The 25340-nt window shown below is 74.3% G+C and carries 24 protein-coding genes; 10 read left to right on the top strand and 14 right to left on the bottom strand.

Translation table 11 applies throughout. The annotated features are described in order from the left end of the window. Positions 1–17 precede the first annotated feature (17 nt). From BLS67_RS04640 to BLS67_RS04660, 5 genes are all read right to left on the bottom strand, one after another. Positions 18–956, bottom strand: a complete 939-nt coding sequence (locus BLS67_RS04640) for an MBL fold metallo-hydrolase (RefSeq protein ID WP_091240465.1) — start codon at positions 954–956, stop codon at positions 18–20. Beyond that, positions 953–1696: a helical backbone metal receptor gene (locus tag BLS67_RS04645; protein ID WP_207500268.1), complete on the bottom strand. Its 744-nt coding sequence runs from the start codon at positions 1694–1696 to the stop codon at positions 953–955. Before BLS67_RS04645 ends, BLS67_RS04640 begins: the two co-directional genes overlap by 4 nt. Before the next feature lie 52 nt (positions 1697–1748). Next, a complete protein-coding gene (locus BLS67_RS04650; protein WP_091240470.1) occupies positions 1749–2234 on the bottom strand; it encodes a MarR family winged helix-turn-helix transcriptional regulator in 486 nt (161 codons plus the stop codon). Continuing rightward, the gene (gene icmF, locus BLS67_RS04655; RefSeq protein ID WP_091240474.1) at positions 2234–5434 is read right to left on the bottom strand and encodes a fused isobutyryl-CoA mutase/GTPase IcmF; all 3201 of its coding nucleotides are present in this window, start codon (positions 5432–5434) and stop codon (positions 2234–2236) included. The genes BLS67_RS04650 and icmF overlap by 1 nt, the downstream gene beginning before the upstream one ends. A 70-nt stretch (positions 5435–5504) precedes the next feature. Then, on the bottom strand, positions 5505–6002 hold the full coding sequence (locus BLS67_RS04660; RefSeq protein WP_091240478.1) for an FBP domain-containing protein: 498 nt from the start codon (positions 6000–6002) through the stop codon (positions 5505–5507). 362 nt (positions 6003–6364) lie between these two features. On the opposite strand from BLS67_RS04660, the gene BLS67_RS04665 reads away from it, so the two are divergent. Beyond that, positions 6365–7216 carry a 3-hydroxybutyryl-CoA dehydrogenase gene (locus BLS67_RS04665; protein WP_242653829.1) on the top strand — a complete coding sequence of 284 codons (852 nt, stop codon included), beginning with the start codon at positions 6365–6367 and terminating at the stop codon, positions 7214–7216. Here BLS67_RS04665 and BLS67_RS04670 read toward each other — a convergent pair. Both BLS67_RS04670 and ddaH read right to left on the bottom strand, forming a co-directional pair. Further along, positions 7204–8232 (bottom strand): ornithine cyclodeaminase, encoded by a 1029-nt coding sequence (locus BLS67_RS04670; RefSeq protein ID WP_091240481.1) that lies wholly within the window; start codon positions 8230–8232, stop codon positions 7204–7206. The genes BLS67_RS04665 and BLS67_RS04670 overlap by 13 nt on opposite strands. Further along, on the bottom strand, positions 8229–9098 hold the full coding sequence (gene ddaH / locus BLS67_RS04675; protein ID WP_242653830.1) for a dimethylargininase: 870 nt from the start codon (positions 9096–9098) through the stop codon (positions 8229–8231). The genes BLS67_RS04670 and ddaH overlap by 4 nt, the downstream gene beginning before the upstream one ends. A gap of 126 nt (positions 9099–9224) precedes the next feature. On the opposite strand from ddaH, the gene BLS67_RS04680 reads away from it, so the two are divergent. Next, positions 9225–9671, top strand: coding sequence for an Lrp/AsnC family transcriptional regulator (locus BLS67_RS04680; RefSeq protein ID WP_091240484.1), 447 nt, complete (start codon positions 9225–9227; stop codon positions 9669–9671). Here the strand turns inward: BLS67_RS04680 and BLS67_RS04685 are convergent. Next, a complete protein-coding gene (locus BLS67_RS04685) occupies positions 9668–10339 on the bottom strand; it encodes a maleylpyruvate isomerase N-terminal domain-containing protein (RefSeq protein WP_165617464.1) in 672 nt (223 codons plus the stop codon). The genes BLS67_RS04680 and BLS67_RS04685 overlap by 4 nt on opposite strands. Positions 10340–10418: 79 nt before the next feature. Between BLS67_RS04685 and BLS67_RS04690 the strand changes: the two genes are divergently transcribed. Next, a complete protein-coding gene (locus BLS67_RS04690) occupies positions 10419–12377 on the top strand; it encodes a HelD family protein (RefSeq protein ID WP_242653831.1) in 1959 nt (652 codons plus the stop codon). Here BLS67_RS04690 and BLS67_RS04695 read toward each other — a convergent pair whose 3' ends face one another. Further along, entirely contained in the window at positions 12378–13097 is a 720-nt protein-coding gene (locus BLS67_RS04695) for a Type 1 glutamine amidotransferase-like domain-containing protein (RefSeq protein ID WP_091240493.1), read from the bottom strand. It lies immediately after the preceding gene. A gap of 36 nt (positions 13098–13133) precedes the next feature. Here BLS67_RS04695 and BLS67_RS04700 point away from each other — a divergent pair, with 36 nt between their 5' ends. Beyond that, on the top strand, positions 13134–13988 hold the full coding sequence (locus BLS67_RS04700; protein ID WP_091240497.1) for a PPK2 family polyphosphate kinase: 855 nt from the start codon (positions 13134–13136) through the stop codon (positions 13986–13988). On the opposite strand, the gene BLS67_RS04705 is transcribed toward BLS67_RS04700, so the two are convergent. The 5 genes from BLS67_RS04705 to uraD (BLS67_RS04725) are packed head-to-tail and all read right to left on the bottom strand — an operon-like array spanning position 13985 to position 21911. Next, positions 13985–15229, bottom strand: a complete 1245-nt coding sequence (locus BLS67_RS04705) for a guanine deaminase (RefSeq protein ID WP_091240501.1) — start codon at positions 15227–15229, stop codon at positions 13985–13987. The genes BLS67_RS04700 and BLS67_RS04705 overlap by 4 nt on opposite strands. Continuing rightward, positions 15226–16026, bottom strand: coding sequence for a xanthine dehydrogenase accessory protein XdhC (xdhC, locus tag BLS67_RS04710; protein WP_091240505.1), 801 nt, complete (start codon positions 16024–16026; stop codon positions 15226–15228). The genes BLS67_RS04705 and xdhC overlap by 4 nt, the downstream gene beginning before the upstream one ends. Next, positions 16026–18449, bottom strand: coding sequence for a xanthine dehydrogenase molybdopterin binding subunit (xdhB, locus tag BLS67_RS04715; RefSeq protein ID WP_091240508.1), 2424 nt, complete (start codon positions 18447–18449; stop codon positions 16026–16028). The genes xdhC and xdhB overlap by 1 nt, the downstream gene beginning before the upstream one ends. Next, entirely contained in the window at positions 18446–19897 is a 1452-nt protein-coding gene (locus BLS67_RS04720; protein ID WP_091240513.1) for a xanthine dehydrogenase small subunit, read from the bottom strand. The genes xdhB and BLS67_RS04720 overlap by 4 nt, the downstream gene beginning before the upstream one ends. A gap of 52 nt (positions 19898–19949) precedes the next feature. After that, entirely contained in the window at positions 19950–21911 is a 1962-nt protein-coding gene (uraD, locus tag BLS67_RS04725) for a 2-oxo-4-hydroxy-4-carboxy-5-ureidoimidazoline decarboxylase (RefSeq protein ID WP_091240516.1), read from the bottom strand. Positions 21912–22042: 131 nt separating this feature from the next. Between uraD (BLS67_RS04725) and BLS67_RS04730 the strand changes: the two genes are divergently transcribed. The 6 genes from BLS67_RS04730 to BLS67_RS04755 all read left to right on the top strand — a co-directional run bounded on the left by BLS67_RS04730 (position 22043) and on the right by BLS67_RS04755 (position 25319). After that, positions 22043–22285, top strand: coding sequence for a thiamine-binding protein (locus BLS67_RS04730; RefSeq protein ID WP_091240753.1), 243 nt, complete (start codon positions 22043–22045; stop codon positions 22283–22285). Beyond that, a complete protein-coding gene (locus tag BLS67_RS04735) occupies positions 22275–22670 on the top strand; it encodes a helix-turn-helix domain-containing protein (protein ID WP_091240520.1) in 396 nt (131 codons plus the stop codon). Before BLS67_RS04730 ends, BLS67_RS04735 begins: the two co-directional genes overlap by 11 nt. A gap of 102 nt (positions 22671–22772) precedes the next feature. Next, a complete protein-coding gene (gene uraD / locus BLS67_RS04740) occupies positions 22773–23267 on the top strand; it encodes a 2-oxo-4-hydroxy-4-carboxy-5-ureidoimidazoline decarboxylase (protein ID WP_091240523.1) in 495 nt (164 codons plus the stop codon). Continuing rightward, a complete protein-coding gene (uraH, locus tag BLS67_RS04745) occupies positions 23264–23569 on the top strand; it encodes a hydroxyisourate hydrolase (protein WP_091240526.1) in 306 nt (101 codons plus the stop codon). Before uraD (BLS67_RS04740) ends, uraH begins: the two co-directional genes overlap by 4 nt. A gap of 4 nt (positions 23570–23573) precedes the next feature. Further along, positions 23574–24431 (top strand): factor-independent urate hydroxylase, encoded by an 858-nt coding sequence (pucL, locus tag BLS67_RS04750; protein ID WP_091240529.1) that lies wholly within the window; start codon positions 23574–23576, stop codon positions 24429–24431. A gap of 81 nt (positions 24432–24512) precedes the next feature. Then, positions 24513–25319 (top strand): hydroxypyruvate isomerase family protein, encoded by an 807-nt coding sequence (locus tag BLS67_RS04755; protein ID WP_207500269.1) that lies wholly within the window; start codon positions 24513–24515, stop codon positions 25317–25319. Positions 25320–25340: the final 21 nt, after the last annotated feature.

A 25340-nucleotide genomic window follows, 5' to 3' on the forward strand; every position in this document is an offset into this window, starting at 1 on the left:
ACTGACTGTATCGCGGATCAGGCGATGCAGGTGAGCCGTCGGCCACCGTTGTAGGTGACCATGTCGGCCAGGGCGGCGGGGACGTCGATCGGGCAGCCACGCGCCCCACCGGCGAGCTCGGCGTGCGCCCGGTGCAGGTTCCCCACGATCCGCTCGGCGTCGCTCCAGCCGGCGTACTCCCCGAGGTCGACGCTGCGGGCCGCCTCCAGCGGTGCGACGCCGGCGGCGTGGGAGTCGCGGGCCACGCCGTCCAGCCAGCGGAGGTAGCCGAGGACCTCGTCGACCAGCGCCGGGCCGGACACCGGACCGTGACCCGGGACGATCGTCTCGGCGCCCAGCGGGGCGACCACCTGCTCCAGCACCTCGATCGCCCCGGCCAGCGAGCCCATGACGAGGAACGGGGTGCCGCCGGCGAACAGCAGGTCGCCGGCGAAGAGCGTCCTCTGCTCGGGCAGCCACACGATCGAGTCGTTGGTGGTGTGCGCGGGGGTGCCGACGTGGGTGACCTCGCAGCGCCGGTCGTCGACCCACAGCGTGACGCCCTCGGTGTAGGTGAGGAACGGCGGCTCGAGCACGACCTCGCCGATGTCGAACGGCGTCCAGAACGGCTGGTCCCCGGGGACGCCGGCGGCGATGACGCCCGCGCGGGTGGCCTCGTGGCCGACCACGGTGGCGCCGCCGAACAGCCAGTTGCCGTGCGTGTGGTCGCCGTGGTGGTGGGTGTTCACCAGGGTGCGCACCGGCTGGTCGGTGACCGTGGCGACGGTGTCCCGGAACGCCCGGGTGCGCTTCTCGGTGGAGCAGGTGTCCACGACCGCGGCGCCGCGGCGACCCACCAGCAGACCGGAGTTGTTCACCCACCAGGTGCCGTCGGGCTGCACGTAGGCGAACACGCCGTCGGCGACCTCCTGCAGCACCGGTGGCGGCAGGACGGGGTCGGTCGTCGTGGAGCTCATCGGGTCCCTCTCTGCAGGGCGGCGGTCAGGTCGGCGCGGGCGGTTGCCAGGGACGGGCCGTACCAGGTGAGCAGTCGACCGCTCACCAGGGCGGTCGGGGTGCCGGGGAAGGCCTCGGGGCCGTCGTCGGCGGTGAACACGTAGGGCTCGTCGGGCAGCAGCACCAGCTCGGCGTCCACCTCGGCCGGCTCGGCCTTCGGGTACCGCTCGGTGGTGACCGCGTTGGTGCAGCCGAGCCGGGTGAGCAGGTCACCGGTGAAGGTGCGCGCGCCCACCCACATCCACGGGTCGCGCCAGATCGCCACGGCTACCTGCGGGCCCGGCTCGGGCTCCGGCGCCCACTCCTGCTCGGCGGTCACCAACCAGTCGGGGGTGCCGACCTGCAGGACGTCGGAGAACAGCCGGTGCATCGAGGCGAAGGCGTCGTCCAGGGTCTCGATCCGGGTCACCCACACCGGGACGCCGGCCTCCCGCAGCCGCCGGACGTCGAGCTCGCGGTTCTCCTCCTGGTTGGCCACCACCACGTCCGGGGCGAGTTCGCCGATCGCCGCCAGCGAGGGGTTCTTCGTGCCGCGCACCCGGGCGACGTCGAGGTCGGCCGGGTGGGTGCACCAGTCGGTCGCGCCCACCAGCCGCTCGGGGACGGTGACGGCGAGCGCCTCGGTCAGGGACGGCACCAGCGACACCACCCGCCGCGGCGGGCGGGGCAGGTCGACCGGGTGCCCCAGGTCGTCGTTCACGCCGAGTGACAGCTGCGTGCGGTCGGACCGGCCCGGGGAGGACGGTGAGCTGTCACTCGATGTCCCCGGCGTCGGCACGCAGCTCGCGGAGCACGTCGACCAGGTCCTGCACGCGGTCCGGGGCCAGGCCGGGGCGGGTGAACACCTCGGCGTTGAGGGCGTCGGTGGCCTTGGCCGCCACCCGCCGTCCCTCGTCGGTGATCGAGACGACCACCACCCGGCCGTCGGACGGCGATGGCCGCCGCACCACCAGCTCCGCGGCCTCCAGGCGCTGCGCGGCGTTGGTGACCGACGCCGGGTGCACCTGCAGCAGCGCGCCGGCCCGGGTCATGGGCAGCGAGCCCTCGCGGGTGAACGACAGCAGCTGGAGCAGCTCGTAGCGGGCGAAGGTCAGGCCGAGCGGACGCAGGACGGCGTCCACCCGGGCCTGCACGATCGCCTGGGCCCGCATGATCGAGGTGACCGCGAGCATGCCGGGGGTGGCGTCGTCCCACCCCCGGGCCGACCACTGCCGCCCGGCCTCCTCGATGGGGTCCATCAGACGTTCCGCCGGTACTGGCCGCCGACCTCGAAGAAGGCGTCGCTGATCTGGCCCAGGGAGCAGACCCGGACAGCGTCCATGAGCGCGCCGAACACGTTGCCGCCGTGCATGGCGGCGTCCTGCAGGGCGGCGATCGCGGCCGGGGCCTCGGCGGCGTGCCGGGCGTGGAAGTCGGCCAGGCGGTCCAGCTGCGACTGCTTCTCGCTCTCCGTGCCGCGGGCCAGCTCGACGGTGGCCGGTGCCTCCTCGCCCGCGTGCGGGTCCAGGAAGGTGTTCACCCCGACGATGGGCAGCGAGCCGTCGTGCTTGCGGTGCTCGTAGAGCATCGACTCGTCCTGGATCCGGCCCCGCTGGTAACCGGTCTCCATGGCGCCGAGGACACCGCCGCGCTCGGCGATCCGGTCGAACTCGGCCAGCACGGCCTCCTCGACCAGGTCGGTGAGCTCGTCGACGACGAAGGAACCCTGCAGCGGGTTCTCGTTCATCGCCAGGCCCCACTCGCGGTCGATGATCATCTGGATCGCCAGCGCGCGGCGGACCGAGTGCGCCGAGGGCGTGGTCACCGCCTCGTCGTAGGCGTTGGTGTGCAGCGAGTTGGCGTTGTCGTAGATCGCGCACAGCGCCTGCAGCGAGGTGCGGATGTCGTTGAAGTCCATCTCCTGCGCGTGCAGCGACCGCCCCGACGTCTGCACGTGGTACTTCAGCTGCTGGGCGCGGGCGTTGGCGCCGTAGCGCTCCTTCATCGCGACGGCCCAGATCCGGCGGGCCACCCGGCCGATGACGGTGTACTCGGCGTCCATGCCGTTGGAGAAGAAGAAGCTGAGGTTGGGCGCGAAGTCGTCGATGTCCATGCCGCGGGCCAGGTACGCCTCGACGTAGGTGAACCCGTTGGCGAGGGTGAACGCCAGCTGGCTGATCGGGTTCGCCCCGGCCTCGGCGATGTGGTAGCCGGAGATCGAGACCGAGTAGAAGTTGCGCACCTGGTGGTCGATGAACCACTCCTGGATGTCGGCCATGCACCGCAGCGCGAACTCCGTGGAGAAGATGCAGGTGTTCTGGCCCTGGTCCTCCTTGAGGATGTCGGCCTGCACGGTGCCGCGGACGTTGGCCAGCACCCAGGCACGCACCTCGTCGGGGTCCTCGTCGGGGTGGTCGGCCAGCCGCTGGTCGATCGCGGTGGTCAGGAACATCGCCAGGATCGCCGGGGCCGGCCCGTTGATGGTCATGGACACCGAGGTGGTCGGCGAGCACAGGTCGAAGCCGCCGTAGAGCACCTTCATGTCGTCGACGGTGGCGATCGAGACACCCGAGGTGCCGACCTTGCCGTAGACGTCCGGGCGCGGGTCGGGGTCGCGGCCGTAGAGGGTCACCGAGTCGAACGCGGTCGACAGGCGGGTGGCCGGCTGGCCCTCGCTGAGCAGCTGGAAGCGCCGGTTGGTCCGGAACGCGTCGCCCTCGCCGGCGAACATGCGGGCCGGGGCCTCGCCCTGGCGCTTGAACGGGAAGGTGCCCGCGGTGTACGGGAAGCGGCCGGGCACGTTCTCCGCGCGCAGCCAGCCGACGAGCTGGCCGTGGTCCTCGGTGCGCGGCAGCGAGACCCGGCGGACGTGGTTGCCCGACAGCGTCTCCCGGGTCAGCGGGACGGCGATCTCCTTGCCGCGGACGGTGTAGGTGTAGTCCTCGCCGGAGTAGTCCTCGACCAGCTGCGGCCAGTCCTCGAGCAGGTGGCCGACCGCCGGCAGCAGGTCGATCGAGTCCGCCTTCGCGCGTGCGGCGTCCGCGGCGTCCCCGTCCAGCAGGCCGGCCGCGGTGGTGAGGTGCTGGCGGTCCCGGGCGAGGGCGGCCTGCTCGGCGGTCGTCCGGTGGTAGCCGCGCACGGTGTCGGCCACGTCGGCCAGGTACCGCGCCCGGGCGGTCGGGACGACGCTGGTCAGCCCGGACGACGCCCGGACGTCGACGTGCGGCAGCACGCCGGAGCCCAGGGCCAGCCCCTTGTCCGACAGCAGCGTCTTGAGCTCTTGGAACAGGGCGGTGACGCCGTCGTCGTTGAACCGGGCGGCGCTGGTGCCGAAGACCGGCATGGTCTCCCAGCTCTGCCCGAACGCCTCGCGGTTGCGGACCATCTGCCGGGCGACGTCGCGGCGGGCGTCCTCGGCGCCGCGGCGCTCGAACTTGTTCACCGCGACGACGTCGGCGAAGTCGAGCATGTCGATCTTCTCCAGCTGCGAGGCGGCGCCGAACTCCGGCGTCATCACGTACAGGCTGACGTCGCTGTAGGGCAGGATCGCCGCGTCGCCCTGGCCGATGCCGGGGGTCTCGACGACCACCAGGTCGTAGCCGGCGGCCTTGACCGCGGTGATGACGTCGTCCAGGTGCTCGGGCACCTGCGCCCCGGCGGTGCGGGTGGCCAGGGAGCGGAAGAACGTGGCGCCCCGGTCGCCGGTCTCCAGGGCGTTCATGCGGATCCGGTCGCCCAGCAGCGCACCGCCGCCGCGGCGGCGCGAGGGGTCGACGGCGAGGACGGCGATCCGCAGCTTGTCCTCCTGGTCCAGCCGCAGCCGGCGGAGCAGCTCGTCGGTGAGCGAGGACTTGCCCGACCCACCGGTGCCGGTGATGCCCAGGACCGGCACGTGCCGCTGCGCGGCCTCGGCGGTCAGCCGCTCCGCGAGCTCGGGGGAGCGGCCGGCCTCCAGCACGGTGATCGCCCGGGCCAGCGCGGCCGGGTCGCCGGTGAGCAGCGCCTCGACGTCCGGGCCCTCGGCGGCGAGGTCGACGTCGCAGGCGGCGATGAGCTCGTTGATCATGCCGGGCAGACCGAGGCGCTGGCCGTCCTCGGGGGCGAAGATCCGCACCCCGCGCGACCGCAGGAGCTCGATCTCCTCGGGCACGATCACCCCGCCGCCCCCGCCGAAGACCTGCACGTGGCCGGCGCCGTGCCGCTCGAGCTCCTCGCGCAGGTAGCTGAAGTACTCGACGTGCCCGCCCTGGTAGGAGCTCAGTGCGATGCCCTGCGCGTCCTCCTCCAGCGCCGCCCGGACGACGGTGGCCACGCTGCGGTCGTGCCCGAGGTGGACCACCTCGGCGCCCTGGCTCTGCAGCAGCCGGCGCATGACGTTGATCGCGGCGTCGTGCCCGTCGAACAGGCTCGCGGCGGTGACGAACCGGACGGGGTTGCTGGGCACGTGCAGATCGGTCACGAGGACTCCCGGCGCTGGGTACGTGGACGTCCAAGCAACCTACGCGCCAATTGCTTGGACGTCCACACATCTACCGCCCGACGACCTCCGCGACGAAGGCGGCCGACCGGGTGCGCAGCGCCTCGATCCGTTCGGCCACCACCTGGTCGGCGACGGCCTCGATGCCGTCGCCGGCCTCGCTGCTGGTCGGGGGGCGCCGGACGTTGGTCGAGCAGGCCAGGTCCTCGCAGAGCAGGGCGCCCAGGGTGTTGCCGGCCCGCCCGGAGGCGCCGCCGCGGCGGGCGACGAACAGCGCGGCCCGCACGGTGACCAGGTCGCGGCACCAGGCGCACATCGCCTTCTTCCGACGACCGCCGGGATCGGGCGCCCGCAGCAACAGGCCGGTGGGTCCGCCGTCCAGCTCGAGGACGACGTAGGCGCTCAGCGGGGCCTTGGGGTCGCGCCAGCCCAGGAGGTCGAGCGAGTCCCAGGGCTGGGTGGCCAGGTCGGGGAGGACGGCGCGGTCGACCTCGCGGCGTGAGGCGTTGACGAACGACGAGCGGATCTGCTTCTCGGTGAGGGGGTGCACAGCTGACTCCGGTGCGGGAGGAGGGGTGGGTGGTCGCTGCATCCCGCCCCCGGGCACGCGGCCGCACCGGCTCCCGCGGGAGTCGTCGGTGGTGCGGTCAGCGGCGCCGGACGCGGGTCCGGCTCGGGGTCGACCAGGCCATCGTGGCCACCTGCCTCCCCGCGGGTCCCCCCGCACACCTCGTCGCTCGGTCCGCGCCGACGCTACGCCCGGCGTCCACCCGTTTCCAGTCCATGATCACCCCGGGTGAGCTGCGGTCTGACAGCTCGCGGGGCCGCAGTGGACCCGGGGTGATCATGGGGACCCGGGTGCCGGGGGCGGTGTGGCACCGTGGGTGGCTCACGTTCGAGCGAGGAGTTCCAGTGCAGCGGATCGCGGTCATCGGTGGCGGGACGATGGGGGCCGGCATCGCCGAGGTCAGCGCCCGGGCGGGGTGCGACGTCGTCGTCGTCGAGGCCGACGAGGCCGGTGCGGAGCGGTTCCGCGCCCGGATCGAGAAGTCCCTGCAGCGGGCGGCGTCGTCCGGCCGGATCTTGACCGAGGACGCCGACGCCGCGTTCGCCCGGGTCGAGGTGGCGACGAGCCTGCAGGCCACGGTGCACGCCGACCTGGTGGTCGAGGCCGCACCCGAGGTCGAGGCGCTCAAGCTGGACCTGTTCCGCAAGCTCGACGAGATCCTGCAGCCCGACGCGATCCTGGCCTCGAACACCTCGTCGATCCCGCTGGTGAAGATGGCCAGCGTCACGAAGCGGCCGGACAAGGTCGTCGGCGTCCACTTCTTCAACCCCGCGCCCGTGCTGCCGCTCGTGGAGATCGTGGCCAGCCTGCTGACCAGCGACGAGACCCTGGCCGCGGTCACGACCTTCGCCGAGGACCAGCTGGGGAAGACCACCATCCGGTCCAAGGACCGCGCGGGCTTCATCGTGAACGCCCTGCTGATCCCCTACGTGCTGAGCGCGATCCGCATGATGGAGAGCGGGTTCGCCTCGGCCGAGGACATCGACGCCGGCATGGTGCAGGGCTGCGCCCACCCGCAGGGGCCCCTGGCACTCGCCGACCTGATCGGCCTGGACACCACCGCCGCGGTGGCCCAGTCGATGTACGAGGAGTTCAAGGAGCCCCTGTACGCCCCGCCGCCGCTGCTGCTGCGCATGGTCGACGCCGGGCTGCTGGGTCGCAAGACCGGCCGGGGGTTCTTCCCCTACGCGCGCTGAGGGACCTTCGCCAGCAGGGCGAAGAGGTCCTTGGGGTCGGCCGGGTCGGCGACCAGGTCGAGCTCCTGGCCCCACGGGGTGCCGCGGACGGCGTCGCGCAGCCAGCACAGCACGCTGAAGTCCTCGACCGCGAAGCCGACCGAGTCGAACAGGGTGACCTGGTCGGCCGACGTCCGGCCCGGGCGTGAGCCGGCCAGCACCTGCCACAGCTCGGTGACGGGGGAGTCGGCGGGCAGCACCTGGATCTCGCCCTCGATGCGCGTCTGCGGCGGGTACTCCACGAACACGCTCGCGGCCTCGACGAGCGAGCGGGGCAGCTCGGTCTTGCCCGGGCAGTCGCCGCCGATCGCGTTCAGGTGCGTGCCAGGGGCGACCGCGTCGGCGTCCAGCACGGTGGCGCGGCTCTTGTCCGCGGTGCAGGTGGTGACGACGTCCGCGCCGGTCACCGCCTCGCGCGAGCTGGAAGCCACGTGCACGTCGAAGCCCAGCGGGGTCAGGTTCGCGACCAGCTTGGCGGTGGCGGCCGGGTCCGGGTCGTAGACGCTCAGCGACGAGATGCCCAGCGCCCACCGCATGCCCAGCGCCTGGAACTCGGCCTGGCTGCCGGCGCCGACCAGGGCCAGCCGGGTGGCACCGGACCGGGCCAGCGCGCGGGCGGCGACGGCGGAGGTGGCCGCCGTCCGGATCGCGGTCAGCAGGGTCATCTCGGCCAGCAGCAGCGGGTAGCCGGTGTCCACGTCGGCCAGCGCGCCGAACGCCGTGACGGTCTGGAACCCGCGCTCGGGGTTGGTCGGGTGGCCGTTGACGTACTTGAAGGCGTAGGTCTCGCGGTCGGCGGCCGGCATCAGCTCGATGACGCCGACGGAGGAGTGGCTGGCCACCCGCGGGGTCTTGTCGAACTGCTCCCAGCGCAGGAAGTCGGCGTGCACCCGCTCGGCCACCTGGCCGATGGCCCGCTCGACCCCGATCTCGCCCAGCACGGCGGCCGTGTCGGCCACCCCCACGAACGTCGTCACGACTGCTCCTCCTCGGTGATCCGGATCTCGGCGGTGCAGCACTTGACGCCGCCCCCGCCCTTGGCCAGCTCGGACAGGTCCACGAGGACCGGCTCGTACCCCCGCGCCGCGAGCTGGGCGGCCAGGCCGGTCGCGGCGACCGGCAGCACCACGTGCCGGCCGTCGGAGACCCCGTTCAGCCCCAGCACGAGCGCGTCGGCCAGGTCGGCCTCGACGGCGTCGGGGAACAGCGTGCGGACGACGTCCTGGCCGGCCGCCGAGAACGCGCCCGGGAACCAGGCCACCGTGTGGTCGTCCAGGGCCATCAGGCAGGTGTCCAGGTGGTAGAAGCGCGGGTCGACCAGCTCGAGGGTGACCACCGGCCGGTCGAGGAGGACCGCGAGCTCCGCGTGCGCGGCCCGCGTCGTCCGGAAGCCGGTGCCGGCCAGCACGACGGCGCCCACGACGACCAGGTCGCCCTCGCCCTCGGCGACGTGCTCGGCCACGTGCACCGGGATGCCCAGCTCGGCGAGCAGGGCACGGTGGTGGCCGGCCTCGGCGGCCCGCTGCGGGTGCGCGAACCGGGACCCGTAGGCCACCCCGTCCACCACCAGGGCCCCGTTGGCGGCGAACACCATGTCCGGCAGGCCCGGGACGGCGGGCAGGACGTCGACCCGGTGACCCAGCGCGCGGTAGGTCTCGACCAGGTCCGCCCACTGCTGCAGCGCCCGGTCGGCGTCGACCGGCGTGCTGGGGTCCATCCACGCGTTGATGGCGTAGACGACGTCGAAGTAGGTCGGCGCGCACACGACGTAGTGCCGCGTGCGCGCCGTGCGGACGGCGGCTCCGCTGGTCGGGGCGGCGGGCAGGGCGGTGGGCGCGGACACGCAGGGTGCTCCTCGGGATCGGGTGCATCCATCGTCCGGCGTGCGCAGGGCGCAGGCGATACCCACCGATTGCGTGTCGGCGGCGATCCGTTGCGTCTTGCGGACACTTGGTGCAACGTTCCGCCGGTGGAGACCTTCGACGACATCGACCGGGGCATCGTGAACCACCTCCGCCGCGACGGGCGGGCCACGTTCGCCGAGGTCGGCGAGGCGGTGGGGCTGTCCGCACCGGCCGCCAAGCGCCGGGTCGACCGGCTCGTCGGGTCCGGGGCGATCAGCGGGTTCGCGGCCATCGTCGACCCGGGCGCGCTGGGCTGGTCGACCGAGGCCTACGTCGAGGTGCAGTACTCCGGCGTGGTCTCCCCGGCCCGGCTGCGGGCCGACTTCGGCGACATCCCCGAGGTGGTCAGCGCCTGGACCGTGTCGGGGGTCGCCGACGCGGTGCTGCACGTGCTGGCCCGCGACATCGCGCACCTGGACGCGACCATCCAGCGGCTGCGCGCCCTGCGCGGCGTGACCGGCACCCGCACCGAGATCGTGCTGGCCCGGCTGTTCCAGCGCAGCCCCGACTAGCGCGCGGCGGGTTGGAAGGCGGCCGCCGGTCCGGTGGCCCGCTCGGCCCGGGCCAGTGACCGCAGCGCGGCCGTCGCCCCGTGCTGCTGGGCCGACAGCACCGCCAGCAGCGCCAGCGCGGGGTGGGTGAGCTCGTCGTCCAGGTCCGGGGCGGGCAGCTGCACGCTGGCGGCGAGGTCGTCGGCGTGCACCAGCACCTCCATCGCGCGCACCACCAGGAAGTCGTCGGTGGGCACCGAGCAGTCCTGCCAGGGCACGTAGGTGGTGGGTCCCGCCGCGGCCACGGCGTCGGGCAGCCAGGCCGTGCTGCGCTCGAGCACGGCGACCGAGTCCTGCTGCCCACCGGCGGCCATGGCGTCGAAGTCGTCGCGGATCGAGGTGTTCTCGGGAGCGTCGACCGTGGCGGTGAACCAGTCGGTGCGGCGGTACAGCTCCGCGAGCGTGACCACCGGCGCGTGCGGCGGCGGGGGCAGGATGCCCAGGAACTCGACGGCGGCCTCGAACTGGCCGACCAGGTGCCGGGTCACGCCGCCCACCGTCATGCCGGGCAGGGCCGACTCGCGCTCCCAGGCCGCGCCGACCTCGGGGGACCCGACCAGCGGGGCCAGGGCCAGGGCGGCGCGGTGCAGCGCGGTGCGGTCGAGGGTCCCGGCGAAGGTGAGCGGCACGGGTCCGACCCTAGGGATCCACGGCCCCGGCCATAACCCGCTGGGCTCGTCCGCCCATCGGGCGTAGCGTCCTCCGACCGTGCCCGATGACGCCGTCCTGACCGCCGAGCGCGCGCACCTCGACCTCGCCGCGGCCTGCCTGCACTCGATGCGCACCGCCACGATCGCCACCGTCGACGCCGGCGTGGACGCCTGGGCCTCGGAGCGGCTCGGTGCCGCCCGCGCCGAGCGGCTGCGCTCGCTGGCCGCCGATCCCGGGGCGCCGCCCTTCTTCGGCCGCACCGACACCCCCGACGAGACCTTCCACGTCGGCCGCCGGCACGTGCGCGACGCCGCCGGCGACCCGGTGGTCATCGACTGGCGGGCGCCGATGAGCCGGCCGTTCTACCAGGCCAGCGCCGCCGACCCGCAGGGCCTGACCCGCCGGCGACGGTTCGGCTTCGCCGAGGGCCGGCTGACCTCCTACGAGGACGAGTCGCTCACCGGGGACGACGGCCCCTCCGAGCTGCTCAAGGAGGAGATCGAGCGGCCGCGGTCGGGGCCGATGCGCGACATCGTGGCCACCATCCAGCCCGACCAGGACGACATCGTGCGCGCCCCGCTGGCCGAGTCGATCTGCGTGCAGGGGGCACCGGGCACCGGCAAGACCGCCGTCGGCCTGCACCGCGCGGCCTACCTGCTCTACACGCACGGCGAGCAGCTGGCCCGCACCGGCGTGCTCGTCGTCGGCCCGAACCGGGCCTTCCTGCGCTACATCGAGCAGGTGCTCCCCGCGCTCGGCGAGGTGGAGGTCGACCAGGCGACCGTCGCCGACCTGACCGGTCGGGTGCCGGTGCGCGCCCAGGACCCCGACGACGTCGCCGTGCTCAAGGGCGACGCGCGGCTGGCCGACGTGCTGCACCGGGCGCTGTGGCGCGGGGTGGCCAAGCCGACCGACTCCGTGCAGGTGCCGCTGAGCGGCCGGCGGTACCGGATCCCGGTCGAGCGGCTGCGGCGCTGTGTCGACGACCTGCGGCGGGCCGACATCTCCTACGGAGCCGGCCGTGAGCGGCTCGCGCTGTCGCTGGCCGAGGACGCCCGCCGGCAGAAGGAGGAGGCCGGCGGCAGCCCGACGGACGCCGAGACGCGGCGCTGCGCCCGGTCGGCCGAGGTGCGCGCGTTCTGCGACGAGCACTGGCCGGCGGTGGACGCCGCTGCCCTCGTGGCCGCGGTGCTCGCCGACCCGTCCGTGGCCGGTTCCGCGCTGACCGCCGCCGAGCAGGACCTGCTGCGTCGGGCGCCGGCCCGGTCGGTACGGGCCACCCGGTGGACGGCGGCCGACGCCGTGCTGGTCGACGAGGTGGCCGGCCTGCTGGAGCGGACACCGGGCTACGGGCACGTGGTGGTGGACGAGGCGCAGGACCTCTCGCCCATGCAGTGCCGGGCGGTGGCCCGCCGGCTGGCCGCCGGGTCGCTGACCGTGCTCGGCGACCTCGCGCAGGCCACCAGCCCGTGGTCGGTGGCCGACTGGACGCAGACCCTGGTCGCGCTGGGCCGGCCCGACACCGTCGTCCGCCCGCTGACCCGCGGGTACCGGGTGCCGGCCGAGGTGCTCGAGTTCGCCAACCGGCTGCTGCCCACGCTGGTGCCGGGGCTGGCGCCGGCCACCGCGGTGCGCTCCGAGCCGGGCTCGCTGCAGCTGCGGTCGGTGCCGTCGATGGCGGGGCCGGTGGCCGAGGTGGTGCAGCAGGTCGCCGAGGGGTCGGTCGGCATCGTCTGCGCGGACGCCGACGTCCCCGGGTTGGTCGCCGCGCTGGCCGCCGAAGGGCTGGCCGTCGCCGCGCTGGCCGACGACGGCGACGAGCCCGCGCGGGTGGTCGTGGTCCCGGCGACGCTGGTGAAGGGCCTGGAGTTCGACGTCGTGGTGGTCGTCGAGCCCGCCGCGATCGTGGCCGCGGAGGCGCGCGGTCTGCACCGGCTGTACGTGGCGCTCACCCGGGCGGTGAGCAGCCTGGTCGTGCTGCACCGCGGCGAGCTGCCCGAGCTGCTCGCCGGTTGATCACCGCGCCGGGCGGCGGGTGACCAGCGGGACGCCGTCCGGCGAGCGGCGCACGGTCCAGACGGCGCCCGCACCGCGCACGGTGCCGTCGTCCGGGTCGGCGGCGCCGGGCTCGAGCGCCAGGCAGGTGCCCTCGTCGACGCCGACCGCGACCGGCCGCCCCGCCGCCACCAGTGCCGTCGTCCGGCCGAGGGTCCCGGCCTGCGCGGTGTGCACGTCGACGGCGAACCGGACCAGGCCCAGACCCGGCCGGCTGGTCAGCTCGTCCAGCCCCTCCGACCAGGCCCGCGGCGCCACCGGTCGACCCTGCGACCGCCACCCGCCGGCCAGCGCCAGGTCGGGCGCCACCATCGCCCCGGCGGAGAACCCGAGGTAGGGCAGGCCCGACCGCACCGCCGCGCCGACGGCGTCGGCCGCGCCGGCGAGGCCGGCCAGGTACCGGGGGGTCCGACCCCCGCCGACCACCAGGCCGTCCAGCGCGGCCAGGAGCTGCGGGTCGACCGGTCTGCCCGGCCGCAGGGGCACCGCGACGTGGTCGACCGACCGGCCGCCGAGCAGGCGTGCGTACCCCGGCCGGGCCAGCCGCTCGGCCACCCGGGTGCCGGCGAGGACGACGCCGATCCGTGGACGCCCGCCCCGCCCGCGGACCTCGGCGAGGAAGGGGGCGACCAGGGCGGCGTCCGTGGTGCCCGGGCCACCGCCGACCAGGTGGATCGTCACGGGGGCCAGGCTAGGGCGCGAACTAGGCTGCCGATCATGGCCACGACGAGGACGTCCCTGCGTGAGCAGCTGCGTGCACCGGCCGGTCCGGTGTCCCTGGCCGACATCGACCCGCGCGGCACCCCGGACGCCCCCGGGGACAAGGACGCCACGAAGGCGCAGATGACCGCCGACGGGGCCGAGCTCGCGTCGCTGCAGGAGCGGCTGTACGCCGAGGGGGTCTCCGGCGGCCCCCGGCGAGTGCTGCTCGTGCTGCAGGGCATGGACACCAGCGGCAAGGGCGGGGTCATCGAGCACGTCGTGGGCGCGGTCAACCCCCAGGGCGTGTCGATCACCAGCTTCAAGAAGCCCACCCCGGAGGAGCTGCGGCACGGGTTCCTCTGGCGGGTGCGCCGGGCGGTGCCCGGGCCGGGGCTGCTCGGCGTCTTCGACCGGTCGCACTACGAGGACGTGCTCATCGGCCGGGTCCGCGAGCTGGCCACCCCGGCGGTGGTCGAGCGGCGGTACAAGGAGATCGTCCGGTTCGAGGACCAGCTCACCGAATCCGGTGTGACGATCGTGAAGTGCATGCTGCACATCTCCCGGTGGGAGCAGAAGCAGCGGCTGCTGGCCCGGCTCGACGACTCGACCAAGCGCTGGAAGTTCAACCCCGGCGACATCGACGAGCGCGCGCTGTGGGACGACTACCAGCGGGCCTACGAGACCTCGATCGAGCGGACGTCCACCCAGACCAACCCCTGGCACGTCGTCCCCGCCGACCGGAAGTGGTACCGCAACTGGGCCGTCGGCCGCCTGCTGCTGGAGGCCGTCACCGACCTGGCGCCCAGGTTCCCGCAGGCCGACTACGACGTGGCGGCCCAACGCGACCGCCTGATCGACGAAGCCGACTAGCCCCTGATGCGGTCGCCGTCGACCCAGACGGCGGCCACGTCGGCCGGGCCGCCCAGGGCGAAGGCCTTGGCCAGGGCGTCGTCCGTCCCGGCTGCCGACCTGAGGACGACGTCCAGCGTGCTGCCCTCGGGCGGGCGCAGCCAGACGGCGTCGAAGCGCTTGCCCACCGACAGGTCGCCGACGTCGTCCAGCCCCAGGGCGTCCGCCCCGGCGGCGGTGGCCAGGTGCAGCAGGTCCGCCGGGGTCAGCGGCTCGCCCTCGGCGCCCTGCAGCTGCTGGCCGAAGTAGGCCTGCAACCCCTCCTTGAGCAGCGAGAACCCGGTGCCGGCGCCGACGTCGGAGCCCAGCGCCACCCGCACCCCGGCCGCCCGGTGCCGGCGCAGCGGGAACAGCCCGCTGCCCAGCGCCGCGTTCGAGGTCGGGCAGTGCGCCACCGCCGTCCCGCGCATCCCCAGGACGTCGAGCTCGTCGTCGGTCGGGTGCACGTCGTGCGCGAGCACCGACCGCGGGCCGAGCAGCTTCCGCTCGTCGTAGCTGTCGACGTAGCCGCCGTGCAGCTGCGCGACCGCGGCCACCTCGGCCAGGTTCTCGTTCACGTGCGAGGTGAAGTACGCACCGTCCAGCTCGCCCAGCAGCTCCGCGCAGGACTCCAGCAGCTCCGCGCTGCAGGACAGCGAGAACCGCGGGGTCACCGCGTACCGCGACCGCCGCACCCCGTGCCACCGCTGCGCCAGCGCACGCCCCTCCTCCAGTGCTCGGGACGGCGTGGTCCACAGCGCCTCGGGCAGCAGCCGGTCGCTCACGACCAGCCCCGAGGTCACCCGCAGCCCGACCCGGTCGGCCTCGGTGAACAACGCGTCCACGGCCGGGGCGAAGTGCGACCCGAACACCAGGGCGGACGTCGTCCCCGCGCGGGCCAGGCCGTCGACGAACTCGACGGCCACCTGCTGGGCGTAGGCCACGTCGGCCAGCCGGCACTCCTCGGGCAGCGCGCACTCGTCCAGCCAGTCCAGCAGCGGCCTGCCGAGCCCGCCGATGGCCCGCACCTGCGGGTAGTGCACGTGGGTGTCGATGAACCCGGGCAGCACCAGGCCGCCGCGCAGGTCGACGTCCGCCGCCGGGAAGTCCTCGACCGGCCCGCGGGCGACGACCGCGCCGTCCTCGACCTGCAGGACGCCGTCGAGCGCGCGCAGCTCCCCGGCCACCGGGGTGTCCAGGAACGTGCCGCGGTAGAGCGTCACGGCGTCGGCACCCGGGTCGTGCGCAGCAGCAGGTCGGCGGCGACGCTGAGCGCGATCACCGCCGGCTCCTTGCCGGTGAGCTCGGGCAGCCCGATCGGCGTGGTGATCCGGTCGGGGTCCGGGGCGCCGTCGGCGACCAGGGTGCGGCGGAACCGGGCCCACTTGCCGGCCGACCCGATCAGCCCGATCGAGCCCAGCCCGGGGGTGCGCAGCGCGGCGTCGCAGAGGGCGGCGTCCTCGGCGTGGTCGTGCGTCATCACCAGCACGTGGGCCCCGGCGGGCAGCTCGGCGAGCACCAGCTCGGGCAGCACCGGCACCTGGTGCACGTGCACCACGGCCAGGGCGTCGTCGAGCACCGCCAGCCGCTCGGGCGTCAGCTGGACCGGGCGGGAGTCGACCAGGTGCAGGTCCAGGTCGTGCCGGGCCAGGATCCGGGCCAGCTCGAGCCCGACGTGCCCGATGCCGAACACCGCCACCGCCGGGACGACGGGCAGCGGCTCCAGCAGCAGCCCGACCTCGCCGCCGCAGCACTGCACGCCGTGCTGGTAGGGCGCCTTGTCCGACAGGGCCACGTCGACGACCTGGGTCCCCCCGCCGGACACCAGCAGCTCGCGGGCCCGCTCGACGGCGACCGCCTCGAGGTTGCCGCCGCCGACGGTGCCGAACTGGGCGTCGGCGCTGACCACCATCTTGGCGCCGGCCGCGCGCGGGGAGTGCCCGCGCACGGTCGCCACCGTGACGAGCACCCCCGGCTCCCGGCGGGTGCGCAGCTCGCGCACCGCGGTGTCCCAGCGCATCAGGACTCGCTCAGCACGCGCTCGGAGTTCGGCCGGATCGGCGGCCCGGTCGGCTGGTCGGGCTCCTGCCCGCCGTCGGCGACGTGCGCGCCCTCACCGGCCCGGGCCGACTCGACCGCCCAGAACACCGCCTCGGGGGTGGCGGGGGAGGCCAGGTCCACCGTGGTGCCGGCCGGGCCGAACGCGGCCGCGGCCTGGCGCAGCGCCTCGCGGACGCAGAACGCCAGCATCAGCGGGGGCTCGCCGACGGCCTTCGAGCCGAACACCGCGCCCTCCTCGTGGGCGCTCTCCAGCAGCGAGACCCGGAAGTCCTCGGGCATCTCGGAGAAGCTGGGCAGCTTGTAGGTGCTGGCCGACTGCGTGCTGATGCGGCCCCGGTTCGGGCCCTCGCGGTCCTCCCAGCGCAGGTCCTCCAGGGTCAGCCAGCCCACGCCTTGCACGAACCCGCCCTCGACCTGGCCGATGTCCACCAGCGGCGAGAGCGAGTCGCCGACGTCGTGCACGATGTCCACCCGGCGCACCCGGTAGGCCCCGGTGAACCCGTCGACCTCGACCTCGGCGGCGGCCACCCCGTGCGCGAAGTACTTGAACGGCTCGCCGCGCATCGCCGCGGAGTCCCAGTGCAGGCCCTCGGTCCGGTAGTAGCCGGCCGCCCACAGCTGCACCCGGGAGAAGTAGGCCAGCCGGACGACGTCCTCCCACGGCACGGTCGGCCCGCCCGGCGCGAGACCACGCACCACGCCGCCGGAGAACCGGACGTCGGCGGCCGGCACGTGCAGCTGCTCGGCCGCGACCTGGGAGAGCCGGGCGATGATCTGCTCGCAGGCGTTCTTCACCGCGCCGCCGTTGAGGTCGGCGCCCGAGCTGGCCGCGGTCGCCGAGGTGTTGGGCACCTTGTCCGTGCGGGTCGGGGCCAGCCGGACGCGCTCCAGCGGGACGCCGAGGGCGGTGGCCGCGACCTGCAGCATCTTGGTGTGCAGGCCCTGGCCCATCTCGGTGCCGCCGTGGGTGATCAGCACCGAGCCGTCCTTGTAGACGTGCACCAGCGCACCGCCCTGGTTGAACGCGGTGAAGTTGAACGAGATGCCGAACTTCACCGGCGTGATCGCCAGGGCCCGCTTGGCGTGCGGCGAGCCGGCGTTGAACGCCTCGAGCTCCGCCGTGCGGGCCGCGAAGTCGCTGGTGTCGAGCACCTGGGCCCAGGTGCGGGCCAGCCGATCGGCCTGCCGCACCGGCTGGCCGTACGGGGTCTCCTGGCCGGCCGTGTAGAAGTTCCGCCGCCGGAGCTCGTGCGGCTCGATGCCCAGAGCGGGGGCGCAGCGGCCCAGCACGTCCTCGATCACGAGCATGCCCTGCGGCCCGCCGAAGCCGCGGAACGCGGTCTGCGAGGTCTTGTTCGTCTGCGCGATGCGGCCGTTCACCCGCACGGCGGGGATCCAGTACGCGTTGTCGATGTGGCACAGCGCGCGGGCCAGCACCGGCTCGGAGAGGTCCAGGCTCCAGCCGCCGTCCGAGGTCAGCGTGGCGTCCAGCGCGGTCAGCCGGCCGTCGTCGTCGAACCCGACCTGCCACTGGGCGTGGAAGCCGTGCCGCTTGCCGGTCATCGTGATGTCCTGGCTGCGGTTCAGGCGCAGCCGCACCGGCCGGCCGGTGAGCCGGGCACCGAGCGCGGCGATCGCGGCCAGCCCGTGCGGCTGCATCTCCTTGCCGCCGAACCCGCCGCCCATCCGCAGGCACTGCACCGTGACCTCGCTGCTGGTCAGGCCCAGCACGTGCGCCACGATCTCCTGGGTCTCCGACGGGTGCTGGGTGCTCGACTGCACGAACACCTGGCCGTTCTCGTCCACCAGGGCCAGCGCGCAGTGCGTCTCGAGGTAGAAGTGCTCCTGGCCGGCGAACTCGAACTCGCCGTGGAACACGTGGGCCGACGCCTCGAGCGCGCTCTCGACGTCCCCGCGCACCAGCTTCGGCTGCCCGCCCTGGAACGCCTGCGCGGCGATCGCCTCGCGCACGGTGACCAGCGCCGGCAGCGGCTCGACCTCGACCTCGACGGCCTCGGCGCCCAGCCGGGCGGCCTCCAGCGTCTCGCCGAGCACCCAGCAGACCGCGTGGCCGAAGAACATGACCTCGTCGGGGAACAGCGGCTCGTCGTGCTTCACCCCGGCGTCGTTCACGCCCGGGACGTCGGCGGCGGTGAGCACCCGCACCACCCCGGGGACGGCGAGCGCCGGCTCGGTGCGCAGCGCGGTGACCCGGGCGTGCGCGTGCATGACCTGCACCGGCCAGGCGTGCAGCACGTCCTTGGTGCGGCCGACCAGGTCGTCGGTGTACAGCGCCTGCCCGGTGACGTGCAGGGCGGCGGCCTCGTGCGGGATCGCGGTGCCGACGACGGCGCCGGCGGGGCGCTCGGACAGGGCGCTCATCGTGCGACCTCCAGCGTGTTCTCGGTGGCGAACTTCACCAGGGCCTGGCGGAGCATCGCCCGGCGGTAGGCGGCGCTGGCCCGGTGGTCGTCGAGCGGGGTGCCCTCGGCGCCCAGCACGTCGGCGGCCGCGGCGACATCACCCCACGGCCGGCCGACCAGGGCCTGCTCCGTCGCCAGCGCGCGGATCGGCGTCGCCGCCACCCCGCCCAGCCCGATCCGGGCCGAGGCGACGACGCCGTCGACGACGTCGAGCCCGAAGGCCACGGCGACGCTGGAGATGTCGTCGAACCGCCGCTTGGCGATCTTGGTGAACCCGACCAGCCCGGGCTGGGGCTGCGGGATGCGGACGGCGCGGATCAGCTCGCCCGCCGTGCGCACGCTGCGCCGGTAGCCGGTGAAGTAGTCGGCCAGCGGCACCTCGCGCTCGCCCTCGGCCGAGACCAGCACCAGCGAGGCGCCCAGGGCCAGCAGGCCGGGCGCGGTGTCGCCGATGGGGGAGCCGGTGCCCAGGTTGCCGCCCAGCGTCGCGCCGTTTCGGATCAGCACCGAGGCGAACTGGGGGAGCAGCAGGTCCAGCAGGGGGACGGCGCCGTCCAGCCGCAGCGCGATCTCGGAGAGCGTGACGGCGGCGCCGATCTCGACGACGTCCGGGCCCACGGTGAGCCCGCGCAGCTCGGGCAGCCGGTCGATGGCCACCACCAGCGGTGCGCGCACGCCGCGCAGGTTGACCTCGACGCCCCAGTCGGTGGAGCCGGCGACCACCACGGCGTCGGGCCGCTCGCCGAGCAGCTGCAGCGCCGCGGGCAGGTCGGCGGGCCGGACGAACGCCGGGGTGCGGGTCTCGCGCGCGGCCGGCACGGGCTGCTGCTGGCGGGCGGCCAGCGGGTCGCCGTCGGCCGGGGTGTCCAGGGCGTAGGCGGCGTCCCGGATCGGCCGGTAGCCGGTGCACCGGCACAGGTTGCCGCTCAACGCGTGCAGGTCGAAGCCGTTCGGCCCGTGCTCGTGCGCGTCCTCCGGGGGGTGCTCGGTGCTGCCGACGACGTCCACCGGGGCGGCAGAACCCCGGTCGGGCCGGTAGAACTCCGCCGCCATGCTGCACACGAACCCCGGGGTGCAGTACCCGCACTGCGAGCCCCCGCGCACCGCCATCTCGCGCTGCACCGGGTGCAGGTCGGCGGGGGTGCCCAGGCCCTCGGCGGTCACGACCTCCTGGCCGTCGAGGGCCAGCACCGGCACCAGGCAGGCGTTCAGCGCCGTCCAACGGGTGGGGGTCGTCGTCCCCGGGCGGGCGACGAGCACCGAGCAGGCGCCGCACTCGCCCTCGGCGCAGCCCTCCTTGGCCCCGACCAGTCCGCGGCTGCGCAACCAGTCGAGCGCCGTGGTGTGGGCGGGCACGCCGTCGAGCGGGGCGGCCTGCCCGTTCACGGTGACGCTGGGGGACTGCATGGGGTGCTCCTCGTCGATCGGGTCTGTCCAGGGTGCACGTGCGGTGTTGCGCTCAGAAGTCCGCTCTGCCGAAATCCTGGCTGCCGTACTTCTGGGTGCGCGCGCTGTGCACGGGGTTGGCGTCGGCCACCAGCGCGTCGAACCGGTGGCCGGCGATCTTGGCGATCTCCAGCAGCGCGGCCGCCTTCTCCTGGCTGGGGCAGTTCTGCAGGCGGGCCGCGCCCTGCTCCAGGATGCGCTCCCGGCTGGGGGCGTCGCGGACGCACACGATCAGCGGGAAGCCGAACTTCTCCCGGTAGGCCGTGGTGACCTCGCGCAGCGCGGTGTGGTCGTCCTCGGTCAACCGGTCCAGCCCGGCGGCGGCCTGGTCGAGCACGGTCTGCTCGCCGGCGGTGCCGTCACCGACGCCGTCGGCACCCAGCGCCGGGTACGCGGCGACCAGCTGCGCCTGCTGCTCCGGCGGTGCGGCGAACAGCGACTCCTGCAGCGCGGCCCGCAGCTGGGCGGTCGAGGAGAAGGGGCGCTGGGCGTAGGCGTTCTCGACCACGTCGGTGGGGCCCTGGAACAGCCGGCCGAAGGTGGCTACGAAGGTGTCGCGGTCCATCGCGTTGACGTCGTCCAGCCGGACCTGGTCGGTGCCGGGGGCCCCGCTCAGGGCGGGCCCGCGGCCGCCGCCGACGTGGTGGAAGACCGCGTTGAGCACGATCGCGGTGATGCTGCCCAGCGTGATGCCGCTGCCGAAGATGATCTCGGCCCAACCGGGCACGGCCTGCACGATGCCCGGCTGCACGGTGACCAGCAGGGCCAGGCCCAGGCTGGTGGCCACGATGACCACGTTGCGGTGGTCGTTGAAGTCCACCCGGCCCAGGGTCTGGATGCCGACGACGGCGACGGTGGCGAACATGGCCAGGGCCGCGCCGCCGAGCACCGGGTGCGGGATGCCGGCCACGACCGCGCCGGCCTTGGGCACCAGCCCGATCAGGATCATGAACCCACCGGCGGCGGCGACCACCCAGCGGCTGCGCACCTGGGTCAGCCGCACGAGGCCGACGTTCTCGGCGAAGCAGGTGTAGGGGAAGGAGTTGAGGACGCCGCCCAGCGTGGTGGCCAGCCCGTCGGCGCGCAGGGCCGCGGCGATGTCCGCACGGCCGATCCGCTTGCCGACGATCTCGCCGGTGGCGAAGACGTCGCCGGTGGTCTCGACCGCGGTGATCAGCATGACCACGACCATCGAGATGATCGCGGCGATGCTGAACTTCGGGAGGCCGAAGAAGAACGGCGTGGTCACCCCGACCCACGAGGAGTCGCCGACCGCGGAGAAGGTGGCGTCGCCCAGCGCCCAGGCGACCAGCGTGCCGGCGACCAGCCCGACGAGCACCGCGACGGTGGCCAGGAACCCGCGGAAGAACCGCTGCATGAGCACGATCAGCGCCAGCGTGCCCGCGGCGTAGGCCAGGTTGCGCCCGCTGCCCGGGTCGGCCGAGGCCGCGCCGCCCACGACGTCGCCGGCGGCGACGGGCAGCAGCGCGATGCCGATGATCGTGATGACCGACCCGGTCACCACCGGCGGGAAGAAGCGGATCAGCCGGCTGAAGAACGGCGCGATCGCGAAGGTGAACAACCCGGCCACGATCACCGAGCCGTAGATGACCAGCAGCCCGTCGGTGCCGCCGCCGGCGGCCAGCCCGATCGCGATCATCGGCGAGACGGCGGTGAACGTGACGCCCTGCAGCAGCGGCAGCTTCACCCCCACCTTCCAGAAGCCCACCGACTGGATGATCGAGGCGATGCCGCAGGTGAACAGGTCGGCGTTGATCAGGTGGATGAGCTCGCGCTCGGACAGGCCTATCGCGCTGGCCAGCAGGATCGGGACGACGACCGCCCCGGCGTAGAAGGCGAGCACGTGCTGGATGCCGTAGACGGCGAGCTTTCCGGGGGGCGGCACCTCGTCGACGGGGTGCTTGCGGCGCTTCGTGGCCGGAGCGGCGGGCGCGGGGGATGCGTGCTGGGTCATCTGGATCCTCGGTGAGCCAGGAGGACGGCGTCCGCCGGACGGGCGGAGCAGCCGGGACGCAGGGAACGTATGTGGCCCGGACCACAACGTCAACAGTTTGTTGAAACTGGGTGGTGGCTAGGGTGCGGCGCATGCGACTGGTCGCGGAGTTCACCACCGAGCCCTTCGTCGGCGAGGGGGCCGCCCCGGCGCACGCCGCGGAGACCCTGCGGGTGGTCGAGGAGTCGGGCCTGGACTGCGACTTCGGCCCGCTGGGCACGTCGGTGACCGGGACGGACGACGTCCTGCTGCCGTTGCTGGAGAAGGTGCTGTCCACCGCGCTCGCGCACGGGGCCACCCGGGTGTCGCTGCAGGTCGAGCGCGATGACCGCTGACCCGGTGCAGGTCGAGCACCCGCTGCTGACCGCGGTCGCCCCGCTGCTGGCCCGGGTGGGCGGCGAGCTGGTCGACCCCGGCGCGCTGGCCGCCGACGACGTCCCGCTGGTGTGGGAGGGCCAGACGGTCGCGGGGGTGCGGTTCGGGGGTGCCGTCGAGACCGCGGCCGAACCGGCCGGCGACCTGGCCGGGCTGCTCGCCGCGCTGGCCGCCGAGCTGGGTGCGCCGCTGGCCGACCTGCCGCGCCCGCAGAAGCAGCGGGCGGTGCGCCTGCTCGAGGAGCGCGGGGCCTTCGCCTACCGCCGATCGGCCGAGACCGTGGCCGAGGCGCTGGGGGTCAGCCGGTTCACCGTCTACAACTACCTGAACCGCGAACGCTCCTGACCAGCTGTTTCAACAAACTGTTGACGTAACGCCGATCGGCCTGCCACAGTCTGCCGCGACGGGGAGTTGCCCCCGTCACACCCCAGACGAACGGAGGCCGGTGTGGACCTGCACGCCTTCGACACCGCCCCCGCGGCCGAGCTGACCCCGCTGCTGCTGGCCTGCTGCGACGTCCCCGCGTGGGCCGCCGCGGTCGCCGCCGGCCGGCCCTACGGCGACCTCGACGCCCTGCTGTCCGCCGCCGGCGCCGCCGCCGCGGGGTGGACCGCGGACGACGTCGACCGCGCCCTGGCCGCCCACCCGCGGATCGGCGAGACCGCCCACCGGGGCGGCCCCGAGGCCGCCTGGTCGGCCGCCGAGCAGGCCGCCGTCGACCCCGACGCCGCGGCCGCCGCCCGGCTGGCCGCCGGCAACCGGGCCTACGAGCAGCGCTTCGGCCGGGTGTTCCTGGTCTGCGCCACCGGCCGCACGGCACCCGAGGTGCTCGCCGAGCTCGACCGTCGGCTCACCGCCGACGACGAGACGGAGGCCGCGACCGTGGCCGCCGAGCTCACCGCCATCGCCCGCCTCCGGCTGACCCGGCTGGTGACGGCATGAGCCGGGTGACCACGCACGTGCTGGACGCCGAGTGCGGCCGGCCGGCCGCGGGGATGCCGGTGCGGCTGGAGCGCCTGGACGGCGGGCGGGTGGCCGACCTGGTCACCGACGCCGACGGCCGGGCCGAGGTCCGCGACGTCGGGCCCGGTGACCTCCGGCTGGTCTTCGACACCCGCAGCTGGCGCGGCCCGCGCTTCCACCCCGAGGTCGCCGTGGCGTTCTCGGTCACCGACCCGGCAGCGCACACCCACGTGCCGCTGCTGCTGAGCCCGTTCGCCTACACCACCTACCGAGGGAGCTGACACCGTGGCCATCACCCTGGGCCCCAACCAGTACGGCAAGGCCGAGAACCGGCTGGTGCGCATCCACCGCGACACCGCCCGGCACTCGATCCGCGACCTCAACGTCTCCTCGGCGCTGCGCGGCCGGTTCGACGCCGCGCACGTGCACGGCGACCAGCGCGACGTGCTGCCGACCGACACGCAGAAGAACACGGTGTTCGCGCTCGCCAAGCAGGTCGGGGTCGGTGCGCTGGAGGAGTACGGCACGGTGCTGGCCGACCACTTCCTCGCCCACGCCCCGGCCGCCGACGGTGCCCGGATCTCGATCGAGGAGTACGGCTGGGAGCGGATCCCGGTCGACGGCGCCGGGCACGACCACTCGTTCGTCCGCGCCGGTCAGGGCATCCGCACCACGGTCGTGGACGTCGAGGGCCGCGGCGCCGACCGCCGGGCCACCGTGACCTCGGGCATCCGCGACCTGACCCTGCTCAAGTCCACCGGCTCCGAGTTCGCCGGCTTCCTGGTCGACGAGTACACGACGCTGGCCGAGACCCACGACCGGATCCTGGCCACCTCGCTGGTCGCCACCTGGCGCTACGCGCACACCGACGTCGACTGGGACAAGACCCACGGCGCGGTGGTCGCCCTGCTGCTGCAGCGGTTCGCCGAGATCCACAGCCTCGCCCTCCAGCAGACCCTGTACGGGATGGGCACCGCGGTGCTCGAGGCGCACGACGAGATCGCCGAGATCAGCTTCTCCGCCCCCAACAAGCACCACTTCCTGGTCGACCTGTCGCCCTTCGGCATGGAGAACCCCGGTGAGGTGTTCGTCGCCGCCGACCGGCCCTACGGGCTGATCGAGGCCACCGTCACCCGCGACTGACCCACCCCGCCCGGCACCCGGGGGACCACCGCGCGTGGTCCCGCGGCGATGCCGCACGCCCTGATGAGGAGGAGATTCCCCATGCGCTACGCCGTCAACTGCTCGCTGCTGTTCACCGAGGTCCCGCTGCTCGAGCGCCCGGCCGCGGCCGCCGACGCCGGGTTCACCGCCGTCGAGTTCTGGTGGCCGTTCGCCACGTCCGTGCCCTCCGACGCCGAGGTGGACCGGTTCGTCACCGCCGTCGGCGACGCCGGCGTGCAGCTGGTCGGGCTGAACGTCGCCGCCGGCGACATGCCGGCCGGCGACCGCGGCCTGGTCTCCTGGCCCGGTCGGGAGACCGAGTTCGCCGACACCGTCGCGGTGATCGTCGGCATCGGCGAGCGCACGGGCTGCCGGGCGTTCAACGCCCTCTACGGCAACCGGCTCGACGGCGTCGACCCCCAGGCGCAGGACGACCTCGGCGCGGCCAACCTCGCGCTCGTCGCGGAGGCGGTCGCCGCGATCGACGGCACCGTGCTGCTGGAGCCGGTCAGCGGCGCCCCGGCCTACCCGCTGTGCACGGCGGCCGACGTGCTCGCCGTCCTCGACCGGGTGGGCGCCCCGAACACGGGGCTGCTCGCCGACCTCTACCACCTGGCCGTCAACGGGGACGACGTCGACGCCGTCCTCGCCGCTCACGCCGACCGGATCGCGCACGTGCAGGTCGCCGACGCCCCCGGCCGCGGCGAGCCCGGCACCGGCGAGCTGCCGCTGGCCCGGCAGCTCGACGCGCTCGCCGACCGCGGCTACGCCGGCTGGGTCGCGCTCGAGTACAAGCCCGCCACCACCACGACCGAGGGCCTGGCCTGGCTGCCGCGCGAGCAGCGCGCCGCCGTCCAGCCCGCCTGACCACCCCCAGAAGAGAGGCAC

The sequence above is a fragment of the Klenkia soli genome, assembly GCF_900103975.1.
Lineage (GTDB): Bacteria > Actinomycetota > Actinomycetes > Mycobacteriales > Geodermatophilaceae > Klenkia > Klenkia soli.

What these genes read in the sequence shown, in the direction of transcription:
- BLS67_RS04640 (WP_091240465.1), bottom strand. Translation starts at nt 956, where the DNA reads ATGAGCTCCACGACGACCGACCCCGTCCTGCCGCCACCGGTGCTGCAG.
- BLS67_RS04650 (WP_091240470.1), bottom strand. Translation starts at nt 2,234, where the DNA reads ATGGACCCCATCGAGGAGGCCGGGCGGCAGTGGTCGGCCCGGGGGTGG.
- BLS67_RS04700 (WP_091240497.1), top strand. Translation starts at nt 13,134, where the DNA reads ATGGCCACGACGAGGACGTCCCTGCGTGAGCAGCTGCGTGCACCGGCC.
- xdhC (WP_091240505.1), bottom strand. Translation starts at nt 16,026, where the DNA reads ATGCGCTGGGACACCGCGGTGCGCGAGCTGCGCACCCGCCGGGAGCCG.
- xdhB (WP_091240508.1), bottom strand. Translation starts at nt 18,449, where the DNA reads ATGAGCGCCCTGTCCGAGCGCCCCGCCGGCGCCGTCGTCGGCACCGCG.
- BLS67_RS04720 (WP_091240513.1), bottom strand. Translation starts at nt 19,897, where the DNA reads ATGCAGTCCCCCAGCGTCACCGTGAACGGGCAGGCCGCCCCGCTCGAC.
- uraD (WP_091240516.1), bottom strand. Translation starts at nt 21,911, where the DNA reads ATGACCCAGCACGCATCCCCCGCGCCCGCCGCTCCGGCCACGAAGCGC.
- BLS67_RS04730 (WP_091240753.1), top strand. Translation starts at nt 22,043, where the DNA reads ATGCGACTGGTCGCGGAGTTCACCACCGAGCCCTTCGTCGGCGAGGGG.
- BLS67_RS04735 (WP_091240520.1), top strand. Translation starts at nt 22,275, where the DNA reads ATGACCGCTGACCCGGTGCAGGTCGAGCACCCGCTGCTGACCGCGGTC.
- uraH (WP_091240526.1), top strand. Translation starts at nt 23,264, where the DNA reads ATGAGCCGGGTGACCACGCACGTGCTGGACGCCGAGTGCGGCCGGCCG.
- BLS67_RS04755 (WP_207500269.1), top strand. Translation starts at nt 24,513, where the DNA reads ATGCGCTACGCCGTCAACTGCTCGCTGCTGTTCACCGAGGTCCCGCTG.